The organism is Bradyrhizobium pachyrhizi (assembly GCF_001189245.1).
Classification (GTDB): domain Bacteria; phylum Pseudomonadota; class Alphaproteobacteria; order Rhizobiales; family Xanthobacteraceae; genus Bradyrhizobium; species Bradyrhizobium pachyrhizi.
This window is the reverse complement of record NZ_LFIQ01000092.1, coordinates 76689-94326: the sequence shown is the minus strand read 5'-3', so window position 1 is coordinate 94326 and position 17638 is coordinate 76689. Positions and strand designations below refer to the sequence as shown.

18 protein-coding genes are annotated in these 17638 nt (G+C 65.4%); 4 read left to right on the top strand and 14 right to left on the bottom strand.

What is annotated here, in order from left to right; genetic code table 11:
* Positions 1-249, top strand: a 249-nt coding sequence (locus AKL29_RS45400; protein WP_244482319.1) for a hypothetical protein, incomplete at its 5' end; no start/stop codon positions are given.
* A 338-nt stretch (positions 250-587) separates the two neighbouring features.
* On the opposite strand, the gene AKL29_RS23055 is transcribed toward AKL29_RS45400, so the two are convergent.
* The 10 genes from AKL29_RS23055 to psrA form a co-directional block, all read right to left on the bottom strand.
* Positions 588-1472, bottom strand: a complete 885-nt coding sequence (locus tag AKL29_RS23055) for an alpha/beta fold hydrolase (protein ID WP_050385743.1) — start codon at positions 1470-1472, stop codon at positions 588-590.
* A 45-nt stretch (positions 1473-1517) separates the two neighbouring features.
* Entirely contained in the window at positions 1518-2930 is a 1413-nt protein-coding gene (gene hydA, locus AKL29_RS23050; protein ID WP_193395242.1) for a dihydropyrimidinase, read from the bottom strand.
* A complete protein-coding gene (locus tag AKL29_RS23045; protein ID WP_050385741.1) occupies positions 2930-3694 on the bottom strand; it encodes an aspartate/glutamate racemase family protein in 765 nt (254 codons plus the stop codon). Before AKL29_RS23045 ends, hydA begins: the two co-directional genes overlap by 1 nt.
* Positions 3691-4464: a GntR family transcriptional regulator gene (locus AKL29_RS23040; RefSeq protein ID WP_050385807.1), complete on the bottom strand. Its 774-nt coding sequence runs from the start codon at positions 4462-4464 to the stop codon at positions 3691-3693. Before AKL29_RS23040 ends, AKL29_RS23045 begins: the two co-directional genes overlap by 4 nt.
* Positions 4465-4527: 63 nt before the next feature.
* Positions 4528-5304 (bottom strand): maleate cis-trans isomerase family protein, encoded by a 777-nt coding sequence (locus AKL29_RS23035; RefSeq protein ID WP_050385740.1) that lies wholly within the window; start codon positions 5302-5304, stop codon positions 4528-4530.
* 52 nt (positions 5305-5356) lie between these two features.
* A complete protein-coding gene (locus tag AKL29_RS23030; RefSeq protein WP_028336433.1) occupies positions 5357-6661 on the bottom strand; it encodes an MFS transporter in 1305 nt (434 codons plus the stop codon).
* A 374-nt stretch (positions 6662-7035) separates the two neighbouring features.
* Positions 7036-8352: an MFS transporter gene (locus tag AKL29_RS23025; protein ID WP_028336434.1), complete on the bottom strand. Its 1317-nt coding sequence runs from the start codon at positions 8350-8352 to the stop codon at positions 7036-7038.
* An 85-nt stretch (positions 8353-8437) separates the two neighbouring features.
* Positions 8438-9886 carry a phosphonoacetaldehyde dehydrogenase gene (phnY, locus tag AKL29_RS23020; RefSeq protein ID WP_050385805.1) on the bottom strand — a complete coding sequence of 483 codons (1449 nt, stop codon included), beginning with the start codon at positions 9884-9886 and terminating at the stop codon, positions 8438-8440.
* A 26-nt stretch (positions 9887-9912) separates the two neighbouring features.
* Positions 9913-11160, bottom strand: a complete 1248-nt coding sequence (phnA, locus tag AKL29_RS23015; protein ID WP_410712197.1) for a phosphonoacetate hydrolase — start codon at positions 11158-11160, stop codon at positions 9913-9915.
* Between the two features lie 25 nt (positions 11161-11185).
* Positions 11186-12316, bottom strand: coding sequence for an iron-containing alcohol dehydrogenase PsrA (gene psrA / locus AKL29_RS23010; RefSeq protein WP_050385738.1), 1131 nt, complete (start codon positions 12314-12316; stop codon positions 11186-11188).
* An 80-nt stretch (positions 12317-12396) separates the two neighbouring features.
* Between psrA and AKL29_RS23005 the strand changes: the two genes are divergently transcribed.
* Both AKL29_RS23005 and AKL29_RS23000 read left to right on the top strand, forming a co-directional pair.
* Positions 12397-13281, top strand: a complete 885-nt coding sequence (locus tag AKL29_RS23005) for a LysR substrate-binding domain-containing protein (protein ID WP_050385737.1) — start codon at positions 12397-12399, stop codon at positions 13279-13281.
* Positions 13282-13379: 98 nt separating this feature from the next.
* Complete coding sequence (locus AKL29_RS23000) at positions 13380-14270, top strand: SDR family oxidoreductase (RefSeq protein WP_050385736.1); 891 nt, start codon at positions 13380-13382, stop codon at positions 14268-14270.
* 85 nt (positions 14271-14355) lie between these two features.
* Here AKL29_RS23000 and AKL29_RS22995 read toward each other — a convergent pair whose 3' ends face one another.
* From AKL29_RS22995 to AKL29_RS22980, 4 genes are read right to left on the bottom strand one after another with little or no spacing between them, the layout of a single operon-like run.
* Positions 14356-15513, bottom strand: coding sequence for an MFS transporter (locus tag AKL29_RS22995; protein ID WP_050385735.1), 1158 nt, complete (start codon positions 15511-15513; stop codon positions 14356-14358).
* Positions 15510-15932 (bottom strand): arsenate reductase (glutaredoxin), encoded by a 423-nt coding sequence (gene arsC, locus AKL29_RS22990; protein WP_050385734.1) that lies wholly within the window; start codon positions 15930-15932, stop codon positions 15510-15512. The genes AKL29_RS22995 and arsC overlap by 4 nt, the downstream gene beginning before the upstream one ends.
* Positions 15929-16615, bottom strand: a complete 687-nt coding sequence (locus AKL29_RS22985) for an aquaporin (protein WP_050385733.1) — start codon at positions 16613-16615, stop codon at positions 15929-15931. Before AKL29_RS22985 ends, arsC begins: the two co-directional genes overlap by 4 nt.
* Positions 16615-16974, bottom strand: a complete 360-nt coding sequence (locus AKL29_RS22980; protein ID WP_050385732.1) for an ArsR/SmtB family transcription factor — start codon at positions 16972-16974, stop codon at positions 16615-16617. Before AKL29_RS22980 ends, AKL29_RS22985 begins: the two co-directional genes overlap by 1 nt.
* A 49-nt stretch (positions 16975-17023) precedes the next feature.
* Here AKL29_RS22980 and AKL29_RS22975 point away from each other — a divergent pair, with 49 nt between their 5' ends.
* A complete protein-coding gene (locus AKL29_RS22975) occupies positions 17024-17566 on the top strand; it encodes a DUF6428 family protein (RefSeq protein WP_050385731.1) in 543 nt (180 codons plus the stop codon).
* Positions 17567-17638 lie beyond the last annotated feature (72 nt).

Below are 17638 nucleotides of genomic sequence, written 5' to 3'. Positions count from 1 at the left end.
TTGGCCTTGAAGAATCCCGGACGCTCGGACTGCGCCCAGGTTGAACTGCTGGCAGTTGCCGTAATCGCCGCCAACGCGGCAGACCGCAGAAAATCGCGCTTCGTCACGGTCTGCGGGCTCAGAGTCGATCGCCTTTGCATCAAACACTCCCTTTCCAATATGACGGACGGCAGCGCGCGCCACCGGCCGGGGCCTGAGCACGACACCGGCCCACGCGACACAGCCTGCCGCAGACATTTCGCCATCTGAATTGATTTAGATCAACGGTGGCTTTCAACTGCATCTTGCAATTGTCACCCTTCAGGAATGGCTGCGGTGATTGTCGATGGGTTGACGTCCGCTTCCGCTCATCAACGCCGAACCAGGGGCCATGCCAGCAGCGTTGCGTTCGGCCGGCGAGCTTGCGACGCAGAAAGGGGCGCGGGCGCCCGCCGAACAGCAATCGCAGCGATCCAATCTACTTCAACAGGATCAAACAACGTCGTCGGGCTGCTACGCACCACGACTGGCTTGCCGCCGACTACCTTGGCTTCGTTCAACTAAGGGCAATCAGACTGCGCCTTAATGAGTCCGGATGAGTCCTGGGCCTAATCCTTCATTCCCGTAATCGAGGCACTTACCGCGCGCGGATCGCGCTGTGGCCAGCGGCCGCTTTCGACCTGCGACAGAAAATCGCCGACGATCCGGTTGTATTCGTCGGGTTCCTCGATGTTGATGGCGTGGCCGCAGTTCGGCATCACCGCGAGCGCGGCCGAGGGGATGCTCTGCTTCATCAGGATGCCGGGCAGCAGGCACGGCCAATCCTCGTCGCCGGTGATGATTAGCGTCGGCACATTGATGCGCTTCATCTCGTCGACCAGCGTGTAGAGCGAGGGACGCTCCTTCTGCACGCCCTGCTGGGTGTTGGCCGATCCCACCGCCGAATGCTCGGCCAGCATGGTCTTGAACTCGGCGTGGCCGCGGGGGTCCTTGTTCTCGTACTGCACCCGGGTCGGCCCGTAGGCGTAGCGCTCGGCGAAGGCCGGCATGCCGTCCTTGCGGATCATGTTCGCGATCACGTCGGCCTCGGCGCGAAACGTATCGCGCTTGTCGAGCTCGGCGCCGTAGCCACAGCCACCGATGCACAGCGACAGCGCCCGATCAGGGTGACGCAAGCCGAAATGCAGCGTCGCAAAGCCGCCCATCGACAGGCCGACGATATGCGCCTTCGGCGCGCCGATGTGATCGAGCACGGCCAGGATGTCGTCGGCGGCGCGCGCCTGCGAATAGGACGAGACCTGCTCCGGCACATCCGACGGCGGAAAGCCGCGCGCATTGTAGGCGATGGTCCGGAAGCGCTTGCCGAAGTGCCGCATCTGCGGCTCGTAGCTACGCAGGTCGCCGGCGAACTCGTGGACCAGGATCACCGGATGCCCCGATCCGGTCTCCTCGAAATAAAGCCGCACTCCGTCGTCTGTCACAGCATAGGGCATGTTGATCTCCTGCCTTCTCTCTTTGCTTGTTACGGGATGGTCGCGTTACGGAATGGTCGCGGTCTTCGGCGGCTTGGCGCGCGGCAGATAGGTGCCGTGGCCCTTGCCGCCAATGAGCGTACCGTTATCGACGACGACCTTGCCGCGCACCATGGTCAGCACCGGCCAGCCCGTGACCGCGAGCCCCTCATAGGGCGTGTAGTCCGCGCCGTCGTGGATCAGCTCGTGACGGATCGTCACCTTGCGCTTCGGGTCCCACAGCGCGATGTCGGCATCCGAGCCGACCGCGATCGTGCCCTTGCGCGGATAGAGGCCGTAGATCTTGGCGTGGTTGGTGGCGCTGAAGGCGACGAAGCTGTTGAGGTCGATCCGTCCCTTCACCACGCCTTCGGAGAACAGGATCGGCAGCCGCGTGGCCACACCCGGGATTCCGTTCGGCACCCAGCGGAAGCTGGTACGCCCTTTCGGCGCAAGCTTGCCCTGCGGGTCGTCGTAACGGAACGGACAATGGTCCGACGAGAACACCGAGAACACCTTCTGCTGCAAGCCCTCCCAGCAGGCCTGCTGGCTGGCGACGTCGCGCGGCGGCGGCGAACAGACGTATTTTGCGCCTTCCATGTTGAGCTGATCGAGATCCTTTTCGGTCAGCATCAGATACTGCGGACAGGTCTCGCCCATTACCCGCAAGCCCCGCTGCTGCGCGCGCCGGATTTCGTCCATCGCCTCGCCGTTCGAGACATGCACGATCATGATCGGCACGTCGACGAGCTCGGACAGCGAGATCGCGCGGTGGGTGGCCTCGCGCTCGACCGGGATCGGCCGCGAGGTCGCATGAAAGCGCGGTGCGGTGTTGCCGGCGCGCTCGAGCCGGTCGGTCAGGAAGCGGATGGCGTCGAAATTCTCCGCATGCACCATCAGCATGGCGCCGGTCTCGCGCGCGACCGACATGGTTTCGAGCAGCTCGCGGTCCGACAGCGCGAGGCCTTCATAGGTCATGAAGACCTTTAGCGAGGTGTAGCCGTCCTCGACCAGCGCCGGCAGCTCCTGGCCCAGCACATGTTCGGTCGGATCGGTGAGGATGAGATGGAAGGCGACGTCGACATGGCACTCGCCTTCGGCCAGCGAATGGTAATGCTTCAGCGCCTCGCGCAGCGTCTGGCCCTTCTCCTGCAGGCAGAACGGCAGCACGGTGGTGTTGCCGCCGAACGCCGCCGATCGCGTGCCGCTGGCAAAGCCGTCGGCCATCACGATGCCGTCGCCGGACGGCTGGGCGAAGTGGACATGGCTGTCGATGCCGCCGGGCAGCACCAGGCGGTCGGTGGCGTCGATGATCGTGGCCGCATCGCCGAGATCATGACCGAGCGCCGTGATCTTGCCGCCGCTAATCCCGACGTCGCAGGCGAAGGTGTCGGCAGCGGTCACCACAGTGCCGCCGCGGATGATGGTGTCGAAGGACATCAGTTTGTTCCCTCCTTCGGTGAGCGGTGTTCGATGATTGCGGCGAGTGGCTCGGCCAGCCCGCGCGTCGGCTTCGGATCGGGACGGCGGAAGGTGCCGGCCACCGCCTTGCGCGCCTTGAGCACGGCGAGCGTCTCCGCCTGCCGCACCGCCGCCGCGACCGGATCGACCACCGGCACCGGAATGCGGTCGCGGACTTTTGCCGCGAGCCCGGCGAGCGGCGCGCCCGACAGAATGACGACGTCGGCGTTGTCCTGCTCGACCGCGCGGTTGGCGAGCGCGACCAGCAGCTCCTCCTTCTCGGCCTGCACCTCCGAGATCGACTGGAAGCCGCCGTCAAGCGTGCGGATGCCGGCGCAGCGCGAGCTCAGTCCGTGCATGGCGACGCATTCCTCATACCAGGGCGCCAGCGCGCCGGCGAAGGTGACGATCGCAAACCGGCGGCCGAGCATGCAGGCGGTGAGCATCGCAGCTTCGGCCAATCCCACCACGGGAAAGGCGAACAGCTCACGCGCGCCGAACAGGCCGGGATCGCCGAACGCCGCGATGACAGCGGCATCGACCCCGGGGCCGGCTTCGGCCAGCATCTCCAGCGCGATCGCACCGCCGATCTGGGCCTCGGCGCGGGTCGCGATATAAGGCACGCCGCGCGCGGCGGTGAGCGGCACGAGTTCGGTGCCGACCGACGCCGCCTTGCTGCCGGCGGCATGGAGCAGATCCGTCACATCAGCCGTCGTGTTGGGATTGAGCAGCAGGATCTTCATGGCGCAACGTTCCTCGTCTTGCGGCCGCGCGGCCTTGCCGGTGCCTCCGGTGCCGCGGCGCCGTCCGCCTCGGCATCCAGCGTCTTGGCATCCAGTGTCTTGGCATCCAGCGTCTCGGCGACGATCTCGCCGGTGCGGCGCACGTGGTGGGCCAGTATCTGCCCGGCCCGCGCCGCATCGCGGCGCTTCAGCGCGGACAGAATCTCCTGGTGCTCCCGCACCGATTCATCCCAGCGGCCGAGCACCGACAGCGCGAAGAAGCGCGCCCGCTCGGCCCGCGCCAGCAGCGCCTCGTGCGTCGCCTTCAGCACCGCATTGCGGGCGAAGCCGACGATCGCCGAATGGATCTGCTGATTGGTCTGGAAATACTCGCGCAGCTCGCCGCGGCCGTGATGCCACTCGATCTTGTCCTGCAGCACCGCGAGCCGCTCGAAGTCGTCCGGCTCCATGCGCAGCGCGGCGAGCTCGGCGGCGCAGCGTTCGATGCCGCTGACAGCCTCGAACAGTTCAGCGAGCTCGGCACGGCGGAACGGCGCCACCACGGCGCTGTGGTTGAGCCGCAGCTCGACCAGACCCTCGCTCGCCAATTGCTTCAGCGCCTCGCGCAGCGGCGTGCGCGAGACGCCGAGCGCGTCGGACAGGTCCGCCTCCCCCAACGATTGCCCCGGCGCCAGCTCGCCGCGCACGATCATGGTGCGCAGCCGCGCCGCTGCCTGCTCGTGCAGCCCGACCCGCGGCACACGCAGGCGGCGCCGTTGCAGCGCGGTCATCGCGCGCTTGGGTTCCTTGTTCCGTCTGGTCGCCTTGGGTTCAGTCACCGCTTGCCTTCACTGTCATGATTGGAGATCGCGCCCTCCCACGTGGATCGCGGTGGTCGCGCGCAGATCGGGGTTCGAGAACAGGCTGCCCCAGCCCTGCACGCGCGACGGATCGCAGCCGGCCGCGGCAAGGCACGCCCACAGCGTCACCGCGATCGAGTCCAGCACCGGGACGCCAAACCTCTGCTCCAGCCGCTCGGCCGCGCCGGCGCCGCGCATGTTGGTGCAGAGCACGACGGCGGCATCGCAGCCCTCCCGCACCACCTCCTCGATCAGCTCTGCGACCTCGGCCTCGCTGACCTCGGCAAAGGAGAAATTGTCCTGCAGCGACAGATGCCGCTCGGCAAAACAATGCAGTCCTTGCGAATTCCAGTTGGCGATGATCCGCTCCTGCACATCCGTGCGATATGGCGTCACCAGCCCGATGCGGCTGGCGCCGATCCGCCGCAACAGGTCGCGATAGGCCAGCACCGTGGTACAGGCCTTGATCCCGGTCGCCGCCGTGATCTGCTCGCACAGGCTCTCGTCGCGATCAAAACCGAGCCAGCTTGCCGAGGTGCCATTCCAGGCGATGACGTCGACTTTGGCATGGGCGAGCAGCTCGGCCGCGCGAAGGATCTCGCTGGCGTCGAACTGGCGCAGCGCCTGCTCCGACAGCGCGATCTCGGTCACCTTGAAGCGCGAGAAATGCGCCGAGACGTCGTTGATCCCCGATAGCATCGCGCAGGTGATCGGCTCGAGCGCGGTATTCGACGACGGCGTCAGCATGCCGAGCCGGACGGGACGTGTCATTAGTGAGCCTCATCAAGCGGCCGAACCCTTGGCGGATTCGACCGCATCCGTTCTAGACCGGGAGCTTGCGGCTGTAATCGATCAGGGTCGAGCAGATCAACAGCGCAATGCCCGCGGCGGCGAAATACATCAGGGCCAGGAAATAGGAGCCGGTGGCCTGCACGATGAAGCCGACGATCAGCGGCGTCGTGATGCCGGCGATGTTGCCGCCGAGATTCATGCAGCCGCCGAGGAAGCCGGACTTGCCGCGGCCCGCCAGCGCTGACGGGATCGCCCAGTACATGCCGCACCAGCGCAGGAAGAACAGCGTCGTCGACAGCAGCACCACGACCGCAACCGCGTTGGTGACGTAGGCGACGAGGAAGATCGACACCGTCGCCATGATCGCCGCGATGCCGAACAGCGTGCGGAACACGGTGTTGGGCGACCCACCCCGCTCCCGCCAGTTATCGCCGATCCAGCCGCCGACCAGCTCGCCGACGAAGCCTGCGAAGAAGATGATGAAGGACGCGCCGCCCAGCGCCTTGATGTCGAAGCCGTGCACCTTGAACAGGTAGGTCGGCATCCAGGTCAGCAGCCCGTAGAACGTGGTGTTGAAGAACATCCAGCCGAGGCACATGCACCACACCGAGCGAAACCGGAAATACGCCATCCAGCTTGCGCCCGAGGACGGCGGCGTCGCCGCATCCTCGATCGCGTGCGCCTCCTCGAGATAGCGCGCCTCGGCTTCATTGACCGAGGGATGCTCGCGCGGCACGTTGCGGATGTAGTACCAGGCCCACAGCCCGCACAGCATGGTGCCGACGCCGGCGATGACGAAGGCGACGCGCCAGGAGCTGAACGCCGCCATCAACCAGGCGATCACGATCGAGCCGAGCGCCGCACCAAGCGGTGCGCCGCCGTCCAGCAAGGTGGCGCCGCGGCCGCGCTCGGTCTGCGTCATCCAGATAGCGTTGAGCTTGCCGCCCGCCGGATAGATCGGCGCTTCCGACGCGCCGAGCCCGAGCCGGGTCAGCAGCAGCAGCATCCAGCTGGTGGACAGCGCCGCCAGCGCCTGGAAGAAGCCCCAGAACAGCGTCGCGAGCGCGATCACGATACGCGGCTTGAAGCGATCGGCGAGCATGCCGCCCGGCACCTGCATCAGCGCGTAGGTCCAGAAGAACGAGCTCAGGATCAGGCCCTGCATCGCCGGATCGATATCGAACTCCTTGGCGATGACCGGCATCGCGACCGAGAGCGAGGCACGATCGATATAGTTGATCGAGATCAGGAACAGCATCAGCAGGAAGATCTTCCAGCGCACGCCGGAAGGCTTTGCCGTATCTGCCATTGCGATGGTGGACACCTGATCGCTCATTGCTCGCTCCTCCCGACAGATTGTTTTGCCCTGCCGCGCCCCTCGTCCTTGACGGTCGCCGGCCTCTCCTGCCCTGCGCAAAGTCTGCTTCAAGGCGGCAAACGGGACAAGCACATTTTGTATTCTGCATGCAATTTTCTATATCATATTGATATTACGTGATATTTATATTTTCATGCATCGATTTTGGTCAGCCGGTAATGAGCGATTGAGCGTCAGGTCACCGCTCGAGCCAGGCAATTTCGGGGAATTGGTCCCCGCATTGCGGCTGCAGCGATCGCGCGCGCAACGGCGTTGCTCGTTGCAAAAAGAGTTGGTCCGCGCCTCCTCTCGGAAGCGCGGACCTGTGGTGAGCCGCTGATGCGGATCGTTCGTCAGCGGCGGATGAAGGCCGCCACCACCGCGCTGGAGGTCGCGCAGACAGCGACCACCAGGAACACCAGCGAGGTCTGGTTATGCTTGTCCATGAAGTGGCCGATCATCGGCTCGCCGAGACCTGCGAACAGGTAGGCGAAGAAGTTCATCACCCCGGTCGCGGTCCCTGCCCGTTTGTGGCCGACCAGATCCGGGCACAGCGCCCAGAACGAGGATTGCGGCCCGTAGGTGAAGAAGCCGCACAGGAACAGCACGGTCATCCCGAGAACGACGTCTGAGGTCGGGATCGCGTACATGCACAGCGAGGTGACCGCGGCGAGCGCCATGTAGAGCACGATGGCGAGGTAGCGGCGCGAGCCGAACACCTTGTCCGAAACCCAGCCATTGCTGAACGCGCCGACCGCCATGCCGACCGGCAGCGCGATGCTGATCCAGCGCGGATCGATCACCGAGGCGGCGCCGGCCTTGGCCCAGTTGCTGCCGAGGAAGTGCACCGGCACCCACACCAGCAATCCATAACGCGCCGCGTTCTGGAAGCCGATCGCAACGCCGGCGACCAAGAGGCGCCAGTTCGACAGCACCGCCTTGTAGCGCGCCAGCGAGCCCTCGTTGGCGCTGACCGCGGCTTCCGCAGCGGCGACATCGTCGGCCTCGTCATGCGGCGAGGCAAAGCCCATGTCCTCGGGCTTCTCGCGCGCGATCAGATAGAACGCGATGCCGCCGAGCAGCAGCAGCACGACCGGGATGCGGAAGATCCAGCGCCAGTCGAGCTGGAAGTAGCCGACAACGACCAGCGAGGTGACGAACGACAGCACCGAGGCGAGACCGGCCGCGAATGTATAGAGCCCGTAGACCGTGCCGCGCTCGTGGCGGCCCCACCAGTTCGACAGCAACCGGCTGCCCGGAGCCCATCCCATCGACTGGAAATAGCCGTTGATGCCCCAGAACGCGGTGAGGCTGACGATGCCGGTCGAGAGGCTGGTGGCCCAGTTCATGATGAAGGAGAGGATCGCGCCGGCGCTCATCACGCGGCGGCCGCCGAACTTGTCGCCGAGATTGCCGTTGATCGCCTGCCCGACCGCGTAGCACCAGAGCAGCGCCGCGCTGGCCCAGCCCAACGCCTCCTTGGTGACGCCGAACTCGGCCTGGATGCCGGGAATGGCGAAGCCGAAGGTTTGCCGCCCGGTGTAGAAGAACAGATAGCAGAACATCGCCGCGAACAGCATCCGCCACTGCGCGCGGCGGAACGACGTCGCAAGCTCCGGATTCTGGACTCCGACCGAGCCGACGCCCGACGGACTGAACGTGATCGACATTGAGGCCTCCCCTTGTTTAGTTGATCGCAGTCGGCCGCCGCGTTGTTCTTGTTGTCCGCGTGCGGCCCTCGTCGAACGCGCTGCTCTAGACCGGCCAGGGCAGCGAGTAGGTCTTGACGTTGGTGAAGCTCTTGATCGCCTCCTGCACGCCTTCCTTGTAGCCAAGGCCGGAATCCTTGATCCCGCCGAACGGCGACATCTCGATCCGGTAGCCCGGCACTTCCCAGACATTGACGGTGCCGACATCGAGCTCGTTGACGAATCGCGTGATATAGTCGAGCCGGTTGGTGCAGACGCCGGACGACAGGCCGAACGCGGTCGCGTTCGAGATCCGGATCACGCTGTCGATATCGTTGGGCACGCGGATGATCGGGATCACAGGCCCGAAGGTCTCCTGCATCACCAGCTCGCTGGTGTAGGGAATCCGGTCCACCACGGTCGGCGGATAGAGCGCGCCGTCGCGAGCGTTGCCGTGCAACAGCTCGGCGCCGTCGGCGACGGCGGCATTGACGCGGCGCTCGAACTCCTTCGCCGCGCCCTCGTGGATCACGGTGCCGACGTCGACCGTCGGATCCATCGGGTCGCCGCATTTCAGCTTGCGTGCCTTCTTCAGCACCAGCGCGGCAAAATCGTCGGCGACCGCCTCGACGCAGAGAATGCGCTTCACGGCCGTGCAACGCTGGCCGGAATTCTTGGTGGCGCCGGTGGCCGCGAGCTCGGCCGCCTTGTCGAGGTCGGCGTCCTCCATCACGATCAGCGGATCGTTGCCGCCGAGCTCGAGCACCAGGCGCTTGTAGCCGGCCTTGCTAGCGATGTGCTTGCCAACCCTGACCGAGCCGGTGAAGGTCACGAGATCGGCGTCCGGATCGGTGATCATCGCATCCCCCATCGAATGCGGATTGCCGGTCACCACCGACAGCATCTCGGGCGGCAGCCCGGCCTCGTAGAGCACGTCGGCGAGCGCGAGCGCGGTCAAAGGCGTCAGCTCGGTCGGCTTCAGCACCACGCGGTTGTTGGTCGCGATCGCCGGCGCGATCTTGTGGCTCACCATGTTGAGCGGATGGTTGAAGGGCGTGATCGCCGAGATCGCACCGAGCAACGGCGTGCGCGTCGTGAAGATCTTGCGCGCCTTGCCCTGCGGGCTGATATCGCAGGAGAACGTCTCGCCGTCGTCCTTGATCGCGAGCTGGCCGGCAAAGGAATAGACGTCATAGGCGCGGCCGGCCTCGTAGAGCGAATCCTTCCAGCACAGCCCGGACTCGGCCGTGATCAGCCGCGCGAATTCCTCCTTGCGCCCGGCCAGGATCTCGGCGGTGCGCAGCAGGATGCGCTGGCGCTCGTAGCGCGTCAGCTTCGGCTTGAACGCGGCCGCCCTGGCGAAGGCGCTGCGCACATGCTCCGGCCGCGCCGCCGGGACCGTGCCCACCACCTTGTTGGTGTAGGGATTGAAAACCTCGACATGCTCGTCGGTGTCGACGAGGCTGCCTGCGATCCGCATCTGCTCGTGGCGAACGGCCGGGCTCTGGATGTTCATGGCACTGTCCTTGGGGTCCGAATGCGTCACTGGATGCGGTTGAGCGCGACGTCGAAGGCGTCGAAATTGCGCAGGGCGTGACCGGCGGGCAGCGCGATCCTGCGGTTGGCGATCAGCGGCACCCGCTCCTCGGTCAGCCCGCCATGCGAGCGCAGCGGCTCGGTCAGGCCCGAGAGATCGTGACGCGACTCGCTGGTGCCGAGCACCTTGTGCCTGGTCGAGATCACGACGATGTCGCCGACCCGGTCCGGCGGCAGCTCGAACCTGGCGCAGGCCTCCTTGCGCGTCAGCGCGACCTCGATGCCTCCGGTCGCACGCAGCCGCGACAGCAGCGTGTCGACGTTGGCGCCCTCTGGCGTGTAGATGGTCGCGAACGAGCCGAGCGAGCCGTGATGGGCGACATAGGGATCGGTGATCGGCAGGATCACCCGCGCCGCGCCCTTTCCGGTCCAGTCGTCCATGACATCCTGGAGGTAGATCACGTCGGGCTTGCCGTCGGGCAGGAACTTGTCGTTCATGCCGTGGTCGGCGGTCGCCACGATGTTGCAGCCGAGCGCATCGAGCTCCGCAAGATAGCCGTCGATCATCGCGTAGAAGTCGTTGGCGATCTTGGTGCCGAGCCCGACCTTGTGCTGGATGTAGTCGGTGGTCGACAGGTACATCAGATCGGGACGGTAGCGCTCGACCAGCTTGACGCCGGCCGCGAACACGAAGCGCGACAGATCGGCCGAGTAGACTTCGGGCAGCGGCAGGCCGACGAAGTCGAGCACGTCATCGATGCCGTTGGCGGCCCTGGTGGCCTGGTCGGCCTTCTCCGACGAGAAGGCGATGGCGCGGCCGCTGGAATAGTCCAGACCGTACGCAAGCAAGGTGCGCAGCTTGTCCTTGGCGGTGACGGCGGCGACCTTGTAGCCGGCGTCATGGACACCGGCCAGGATGGTCGGTGCGCGCAGGAACTTCGGATCGTTCATCATGACCTCGGCGTTGTTCGCCGTGTCGTAGAAGTAGTTGCCGGCGATGCCGTGCACCGCGGGCGGCCGCCCGGTGATGATCGAGAGGTTGTTCGGATTGGTGAAGCTCGGGATCACGCTGGCGGCATGGACATGCGCGCCCTCCTTCATGAAGCGCGCGAAGGTCGGCGCGACGCCGGCCTCGATCGCCTGCTCGATATAGCCGGGCTCCGAACCGTCGAGGCAGATCACGACGGTTGGCCGCGTCGGCGCTTCGTAACGGCGCCCGTTGACGGTGATTGTCTTGCGCTTGTCTTGCATGATGCCTCTCCTTGTCACTGCGGTGTCGTCACGCGTTCACCGCGCTGGGCGTCCGCTGCGTCTGCGCTGCCTCGATCAGCCGTTCCTTCGACCCCAGGAAGTTGCGGCCGCGCTCGCCCTCGAGCGAGTCCGCGATCAGCGCGTGCCATTCGGCGCGCTCGATCCTGTAGGCGGCCGGATTGCAGGAGATGCCGAGCCGAGCCATGAAATCCTCGAGATCGTCGGCGGCCCGCGCCAGATCGGCGCCGAAGATCTGCCTCAAACTGTCCTCGCAGAGCCCGCCCGCCCCTTTGACGCTCCGCAGCACCATCGGCAGCGAGAACGAGCAGGCGATGCCGTGCTGCACGCCGTGCCGCAGCGTGATCGGATAGGACAGCGAATGCGCGATCGCGGTCTTGGTGTTGGAGAACGCGAGGCCCGCGAACAGCGCCGCCTGCGCCATGCGGCTGCGCAGCTCGAGATCGCCGAGGTCATTGGCGAGCTTCGGCAGCACGTCGAGGATGCTGCGCGCCGCGGCCACCGCGTGGTTGGCCGACACCGGGTTGTTGTTGAGGTTCCAGATGCTCTCCAGTGCATGCGACAGCGCGTCGAGCCCAGTGCTGATGGTGAGAAGCTGCGGCTTGCCGAGCATCAGGCGCGGATCGATCACCGCATGGGTCGGATAAAGCGATGGACGTGCCAGCGAATATTTCTTGCCGTTGGCCTCGTCCCACACCGTGCCCCAGCAGGTCACCTCGCTGCCGGTGCCGGCAGTGGTCGGCACCGCGATGATCGGGATCGCCGCGAGGCGCTCGGCGCCCTGCTGCGTCTCCAGATAGGTTTTGACGGTCGCAAAGTCGCCGCCGGCGGCCGCGAACACCTTTGCGGAGTCGATCACCGAACCGCCGCCGAGCGCGACGATCACCTCGGGCTGTTTCGCGAGCCCGGCAAAACGCGCGGTCTGTTCGGTGAGCAGGCGATAGTCCGGATTGGGCGCGACGTCGCGGATGGTCAGGACCGATGGTCCCGCCGCGGCGCGCAGTCGCCGCTCGAGCTCGTCGAAGACCGGCTCGCCATAGGTCACGAGCGCATAGGCGCGCTTGTCGATCAGTCCCGGCAGCTTGTCGAAGCTGTCGACTCCGAATTCGATCCTCACCGGGTTGGAATAAGTCCAGTCCATCAGCGCGTCCTCCGTTTGGCGCGAAGGTACGGCGCCGGCTGCTATTGACAAATTCATTCTGCGGATGCGTTCTATTGATTATGTCAATAGTGTTCAGCCAGCTTCGCGCCTTCCACGCGGTCGCCGCCCATGGCGGCTTCACCGCGGCCTCGCGCGTGCTCAATGTCGGGCAGCCGACGCTGACCATCCAGGTCAAAGAGCTGGAAGAGAGCTACGGCGTCGAGCTTTTGATCCGGAAGCCGCGGCACACCGAACTCACCGAGGCCGGCGCCGCGCTGTTCGAGATCACCCGCGGCATCATGACGTTCTGCGACGAAGCCCACGACCTCCTGGCCGCACACGGCAAGGCCACCAAAGGACACCTGCGGGTCGCGACAGTCGGGCCGTTTCATGCCACCGAGATCATCGCGGCGTTCAAGCGCGATCATCCGGAGGTGCAGATCTCGACCCTGCTCGGCAATTCCGAACGCACCTTCCGCCACATCATCGACTTCGAGGCCGACGTCGCGATCCTGGCGGAGGTGCCGGAGGATCCGCGCGTTACCATGATCCCCTACCGCACCCACCGCGTGATCGTGTTCGTCAACCGCGATCATCCCTGGTTCAAGCGCAAGTCGGTCAGGCTGCGCGAGCTGGCCGACCAGCCGATCGTGCTGCGCGAGCGCGGCTCGACCACGCGGCGCGCGTTCGAGGCGACGATGCAGGCCGAGGGCATCAGGATCGAGCCGGTGTTCGAGATCGAGAGCCGCGAGGGCGTGTGGAAGGCGGTCGAGCGCGGCCTCGGCATCAGCGTCGTCGCCGACTTCGAATTCGTGCCGCACCCCAATCTGCGCGCGCTGGAGATCAGCGACCGCACCATCAAGACCCAGTACAGCATCGCCCATCACAGCGGCCGCGGCCACTCGCCGATCATCAAAGCGTTCATCGACACGGTCCGGCGCATGAAGGGTACGGATCGCAACTAGCGGCGACTTTCGCCCCAGCGCCTCCATCCCCAGGCGTTAGCAACGATTCCCCGTCCCGCCGGTTAGGCCATCAGCTCTTTCGGAAAGGACAGCAGCCAATGGCCAGCAAGCCGCTCGAGAACCCGATCAGCAAATATCCGAAACCGCCGTTCAGGCGGCAAAGCCAGCCCTGGCCCGGTCTTGCAAGCAAGATGGAGCCGCGGCCGGACCATGGCGAACGAAGCTATCGCGGCTCGGGCCGGCTCGCCGGGCGCAAGGCGCTGATCACGGGTGGCGACTCCGGCATGGGGCGCGCCGCCGCTATCGCCTTCGCGCGCGAGGGCGCCGACGTCGCCATCAACTATTTTCCTTCGGAAGAGCCCGATGCGGAGGAGGTCATCGGCCTGATCAGGGCCGAGAAGCGCAACGGTCTGGCAATTCCTGGCGATCTTCGCGACGAAGGTTTTTGCAAGGAGCTGGTCAAGCGCTCGATCGACGGGCTTGGCGGCCTCGACATCATCGTCAACAACGCAGCCCGGCAGCAAGCGCGCGAGTCCATCCTGGACGTCTCTTCGGAAGATTTCGATGCGACGATGAAGACCAATGTCTATGCGCCGTTCTGGATCATCAAGGCCGCGCTGCCGCATCTCAAGCCGGGCGCGGTGATCATCGGTACGGCTTCGGAGCAAGCCTACGATCCCTCGCCCGACCTATACGACTATGCCCAGACCAAGGCTGCGACGATGAACTACGTGAAGTCGCTGGCAAAGCAGCTCGGACCAAAGGGCATTCGTGTCAACGCCGTCGCGCCGGGACCGATCTGGACCCCGCTGCAAGTGTCCGGCGGGGCATCGATGGAGAAGCTGGAAAACTTCGGCGGACATACCCCTCTCGGCCGACCCGGCCAGCCCGTCGAGCTGGCATCGATCTACGTGCAACTTGCCGCTGCCGACGCAAGCTTCGCCAACGGCCAGGTCTATGGCTCGTCAGGCGGCGCTGGACCTCCCTAGGGGTGTCGGCACGATTGAGATCGAGCCGAAGGAGTGCGCGGATCGGCCGCCCTGCCGACACCGATGCCGCCGCCATCCGCTACCGCTAAGCCTTCGGCGCGGCCTTGAGCGCGATCAATGCCAGCAGCGCGGCAAGGCTGAGGGCCGACGTGACCACAAGCGTATAGCCGCCGAGCGGCGAAATCAGGAATCCGAATACAAGGGGCGCGAGGGCTTGAGACAGTCGCGACGGCGCGCCGAGCAGTCCCAGGCGGTAGCCGTAGTCCTTCGGACCGAATATCGCCAGCGGCAGCGTGCCGCGCGCGATCGTCAGGATTCCATTCCCCGCGCCGTGCAACAGCGCGAACACCCCCGCGAAGCCCCCGCCGAACAGGCCGATGACGCAGGCGCCCAAGGGATGCGTGATGCAGGCCAGGCGCGCTGACCAGAGCGGATGGAAACGCTTCAGCAGGCTCGCTTCGACAATGCGCGCCGCCACCTGCGCCGGACCGATCAGTGCGCCCGCGGCGATCGCCTGCGCCTGCGTCGCACCGAGCGACTCCAAAATTCGCGGCAGATGAACCGCCATCGCCGACGTCACGCTCCAGGCGGCGGCGAAGGCGAAGGCGAGCAACACCATCGCGCGGTCGATGGCAATGTGCGGCTTCGGCGTGTCGGCCGCGATCTGATGCTCTCGCTTCAGCCTGGGGATCAGGAAACCATTGAGCGGCAAGCAGATCAGAATGTGCGCCGCGGCCCAGCCGAAACAGGTCCAGCGCCAGCCGATGGTTGCGAGCCCCCACGCACTCAGCGGCCAGCCGATGGTGCTGGCAAAACCCGCGATCAGGGTAATGCCGGTGATGGAGCGGCGGGCGGCGCTGCCGTAAATGCGCCCGAGCGCCGCGAAGGCTGCATCATACAGGCCAAGGCCCATGCCGACGCCGAGCAACAACCAGCTCACCGCCATCAGCACGCCGCTCTGCGACAGCCCAAGCAGGATCAGACCGGACGCCAGGATGAGGTTGGACGCGCAGAGCACCTCGCGTCCGCCCATCCGGTCGATCTGGCGGCCGACCCGCGGACCGAGCAGCCCGGAGATCACGAGCGCCATCGAGAACGCGGCGAACAGCCAGTTCGTCGAGATGCCGAGGTCCCGCGCAATAGGGTCCGCGAGGATGGCGGGCAGATAATAGCTCGACGCCCAGGCAAGGGTTTGCGTGGTCCCGAGCGCAACGATCAGGACGTTGTCTGCACGGCGGCTCATCCGGCGCGCGCACCCGGCGTCCTGGGCGGAACCACTTCTCCGTCTTCCTTGACGAACTGGCCAATGTCAGTGGCGAGAAGTTCAAGCACGGCCTCGGACGGCCGGCACAATTTCACGCCGTTCGGCGAGACCACGATCGGCCGATTGATCAGGATCGGATGCGCGATCATGAAATCGATCAACTCGTCGTCACTCCATTTCGGATTGGCAAGGTCGAGCGCCGCATAAGGCGTGCCTTTCTCGCGGAGCAGGGCGCGGGGCGTCATGCCCATGGCCTTGATCAGCGAGATCAGCATGTCGCGCGCGGGCGGCGTCTTGAGATACTCGACGATCTCCGGCTCCTCCCCGCTTTGGCGGATCATGGCGAGGGCGTTGCGCGACGTTCCGCAAGCGGGATTGTGGTAGATCGTGATCGTCATCGGATTGCTTCCATCTTCGTTTCGCTCTGCCGCAGGAGCCACGTCATCAGCGCCAGCGCGACCATCGCCCCCAGAATCTCGGCGACGATGAATCCCGGCAGATCCTGCGCGCGGATACCGGAAAACGTATCGGTGAATGATCGCGCGATGGCAACAGCCGGGTTGGCGAAAGACGTGGACGCGGTGAACCAGTAGGCGGCCGTGATGTAGAGCCCGACCAGCCATGGGATAGCGGCCTCGCGAAACCGCAGGCCACCGATGATCGTTGCGACCAATCCGAACGCGGCAACGAATTCCGCAAACCACTGCGGGAACCCGGTCCTCGCCTTGGCGGAGAACTCCAGGAGCGGCAGGCCGAACATGGCATGCGCGACCATCGCACCCAGCATTCCCCCGAGCACCTGCACCGCGACGTACTGCCCGGCGTGCGGCGGGCGGAGTTCGCCCTTGAGCGTGAACACCAGCGTGACCGCCGGATTGAAATGCGCGCCGGATATCGGTCCAAGGATTGTGATCAGCACCACCAGAATGGCGCCGGTCGGCAGCGTGTTGCCGAGCAGCGCCAGCGCCACGTCCTTGGTCAAGGCCTCTGCCATGATGCCGGAGCCAACGACGGTCGCGACCAGAAGCAACGTGCCGAGACATTCAGCCACAAGGCGCCGTGGCAGATCGAAATCGCGCATCAGGCACGCGCCTTCTTCTTGCCCGTGGAAGGCTTGCACTGGGCAGCGGCGAGCGCCGGCGCGCAGATCTCCGGGTGGCCCGCGCAGCAATCCTTCATCAGGAAGGCAATGAGGTCGCGCAAACCGGTGAAATCCGCCGAGTAGATGATCGAGCGCGCCTCGCGGCGTGGCACGATCATGCCGGCGTGCTCGAGGTCCTTCAGATGGAACGACACGTTGGATGGCGACACCTCGACCGCCTCCGCAATCGCACCCGCGGCCATCCCCTCGGGACCCGCCTGGACCAGCAGCCGCACGATCCGCAGCCGCGTTTCCTGCGACAGCGCGGCAAACGCGGTTCGGGCTTGACGCTCCTCCATCTTTCGATAATCCTACAATTCAATAATCATTGAAATGAGGATAGCAGCCATGGACACGCTTGCCAATACCCGTTCGATCGTCGGCGCCCTGCTTCCGGTGGAAGAGCTGTCATCCGCAGCCCTCCTTTCCAGCCTCGAGGCGCACAAGGAGAAGCCGCTGATCTTCAGCTACGACGGCCGGGACGTCCGCCCGAGCTACCACGTGACCGAAGTCAAGACCGGTTCGTTCAGGGCGCTCGATTGCGGCGCGAACCCGGAGAGCTGGAGCGAGACCTTCATTCAGCTCTGGGACATCGAGGAGGACAACCGCGGCCACATGCCAGCCGGAAAGCTTCTTGCGATCATCCGCAAGGTCGACGAGGCGGTCGGCTTCGACCCGCAAGCCAGGCTGACCTTCGAGGTGAGCGACGGTGTTCGGCCGATGCAAATCTATCAGGCGGAACGCATGGATGCCGGCGACGCGGCGATCCGGGTCTATCTCTCGGCGCGCCCGTCGAGTTGCAAGCCGCGCGACCGATGGCTGCAGGAACAGCAGTCCTGCTGCGCACCAAGAGCCAAACAGTCCTGCTGCCCGGAAATTGCCGATCACTGAGTTGCCCGACGGGTCAAGCCCTTGGAGCAAAAATATTTCGCTTTATCCGAAAGGCAACTCAATGTATGAATA

What these genes read in the sequence shown, in the direction of transcription:
- AKL29_RS23055 (WP_050385743.1), bottom strand. Translation starts at nt 1,472, where the DNA reads ATGCCCTATGCTGTGACAGACGACGGAGTGCGGCTTTATTTCGAGGAG.
- hydA (WP_193395242.1), bottom strand. Translation starts at nt 2,930, where the DNA reads ATGTCCTTCGACACCATCATCCGCGGCGGCACTGTGGTGACCGCTGCC.
- AKL29_RS23045 (WP_050385741.1), bottom strand. Translation starts at nt 3,694, where the DNA reads ATGAAGATCCTGCTGCTCAATCCCAACACGACGGCTGATGTGACGGAT.
- AKL29_RS23040 (WP_050385807.1), bottom strand. Translation starts at nt 4,464, where the DNA reads ATGACCGCGCTGCAACGGCGCCGCCTGCGTGTGCCGCGGGTCGGGCTG.
- AKL29_RS23035 (WP_050385740.1), bottom strand. Translation starts at nt 5,304, where the DNA reads ATGACACGTCCCGTCCGGCTCGGCATGCTGACGCCGTCGTCGAATACC.
- AKL29_RS23030 (WP_028336433.1), bottom strand. Translation starts at nt 6,661, where the DNA reads ATGAGCGATCAGGTGTCCACCATCGCAATGGCAGATACGGCAAAGCCT.
- AKL29_RS23025 (WP_028336434.1), bottom strand. Translation starts at nt 8,352, where the DNA reads ATGTCGATCACGTTCAGTCCGTCGGGCGTCGGCTCGGTCGGAGTCCAG.
- phnY (WP_050385805.1), bottom strand. Translation starts at nt 9,886, where the DNA reads ATGAACATCCAGAGCCCGGCCGTTCGCCACGAGCAGATGCGGATCGCA.
- psrA (WP_050385738.1), bottom strand. Translation starts at nt 12,316, where the DNA reads ATGGACTGGACTTATTCCAACCCGGTGAGGATCGAATTCGGAGTCGAC.
- AKL29_RS23005 (WP_050385737.1), top strand. Translation starts at nt 12,397, where the DNA reads ATGTCAATAGTGTTCAGCCAGCTTCGCGCCTTCCACGCGGTCGCCGCC.
- AKL29_RS23000 (WP_050385736.1), top strand. Translation starts at nt 13,380, where the DNA reads ATGGCCAGCAAGCCGCTCGAGAACCCGATCAGCAAATATCCGAAACCG.
- AKL29_RS22995 (WP_050385735.1), bottom strand. Translation starts at nt 15,513, where the DNA reads ATGAGCCGCCGTGCAGACAACGTCCTGATCGTTGCGCTCGGGACCACG.
- arsC (WP_050385734.1), bottom strand. Translation starts at nt 15,932, where the DNA reads ATGACGATCACGATCTACCACAATCCCGCTTGCGGAACGTCGCGCAAC.
- AKL29_RS22985 (WP_050385733.1), bottom strand. Translation starts at nt 16,615, where the DNA reads ATGCGCGATTTCGATCTGCCACGGCGCCTTGTGGCTGAATGTCTCGGC.
- AKL29_RS22980 (WP_050385732.1), bottom strand. Translation starts at nt 16,974, where the DNA reads ATGGAGGAGCGTCAAGCCCGAACCGCGTTTGCCGCGCTGTCGCAGGAA.
- AKL29_RS22975 (WP_050385731.1), top strand. Translation starts at nt 17,024, where the DNA reads ATGGACACGCTTGCCAATACCCGTTCGATCGTCGGCGCCCTGCTTCCG.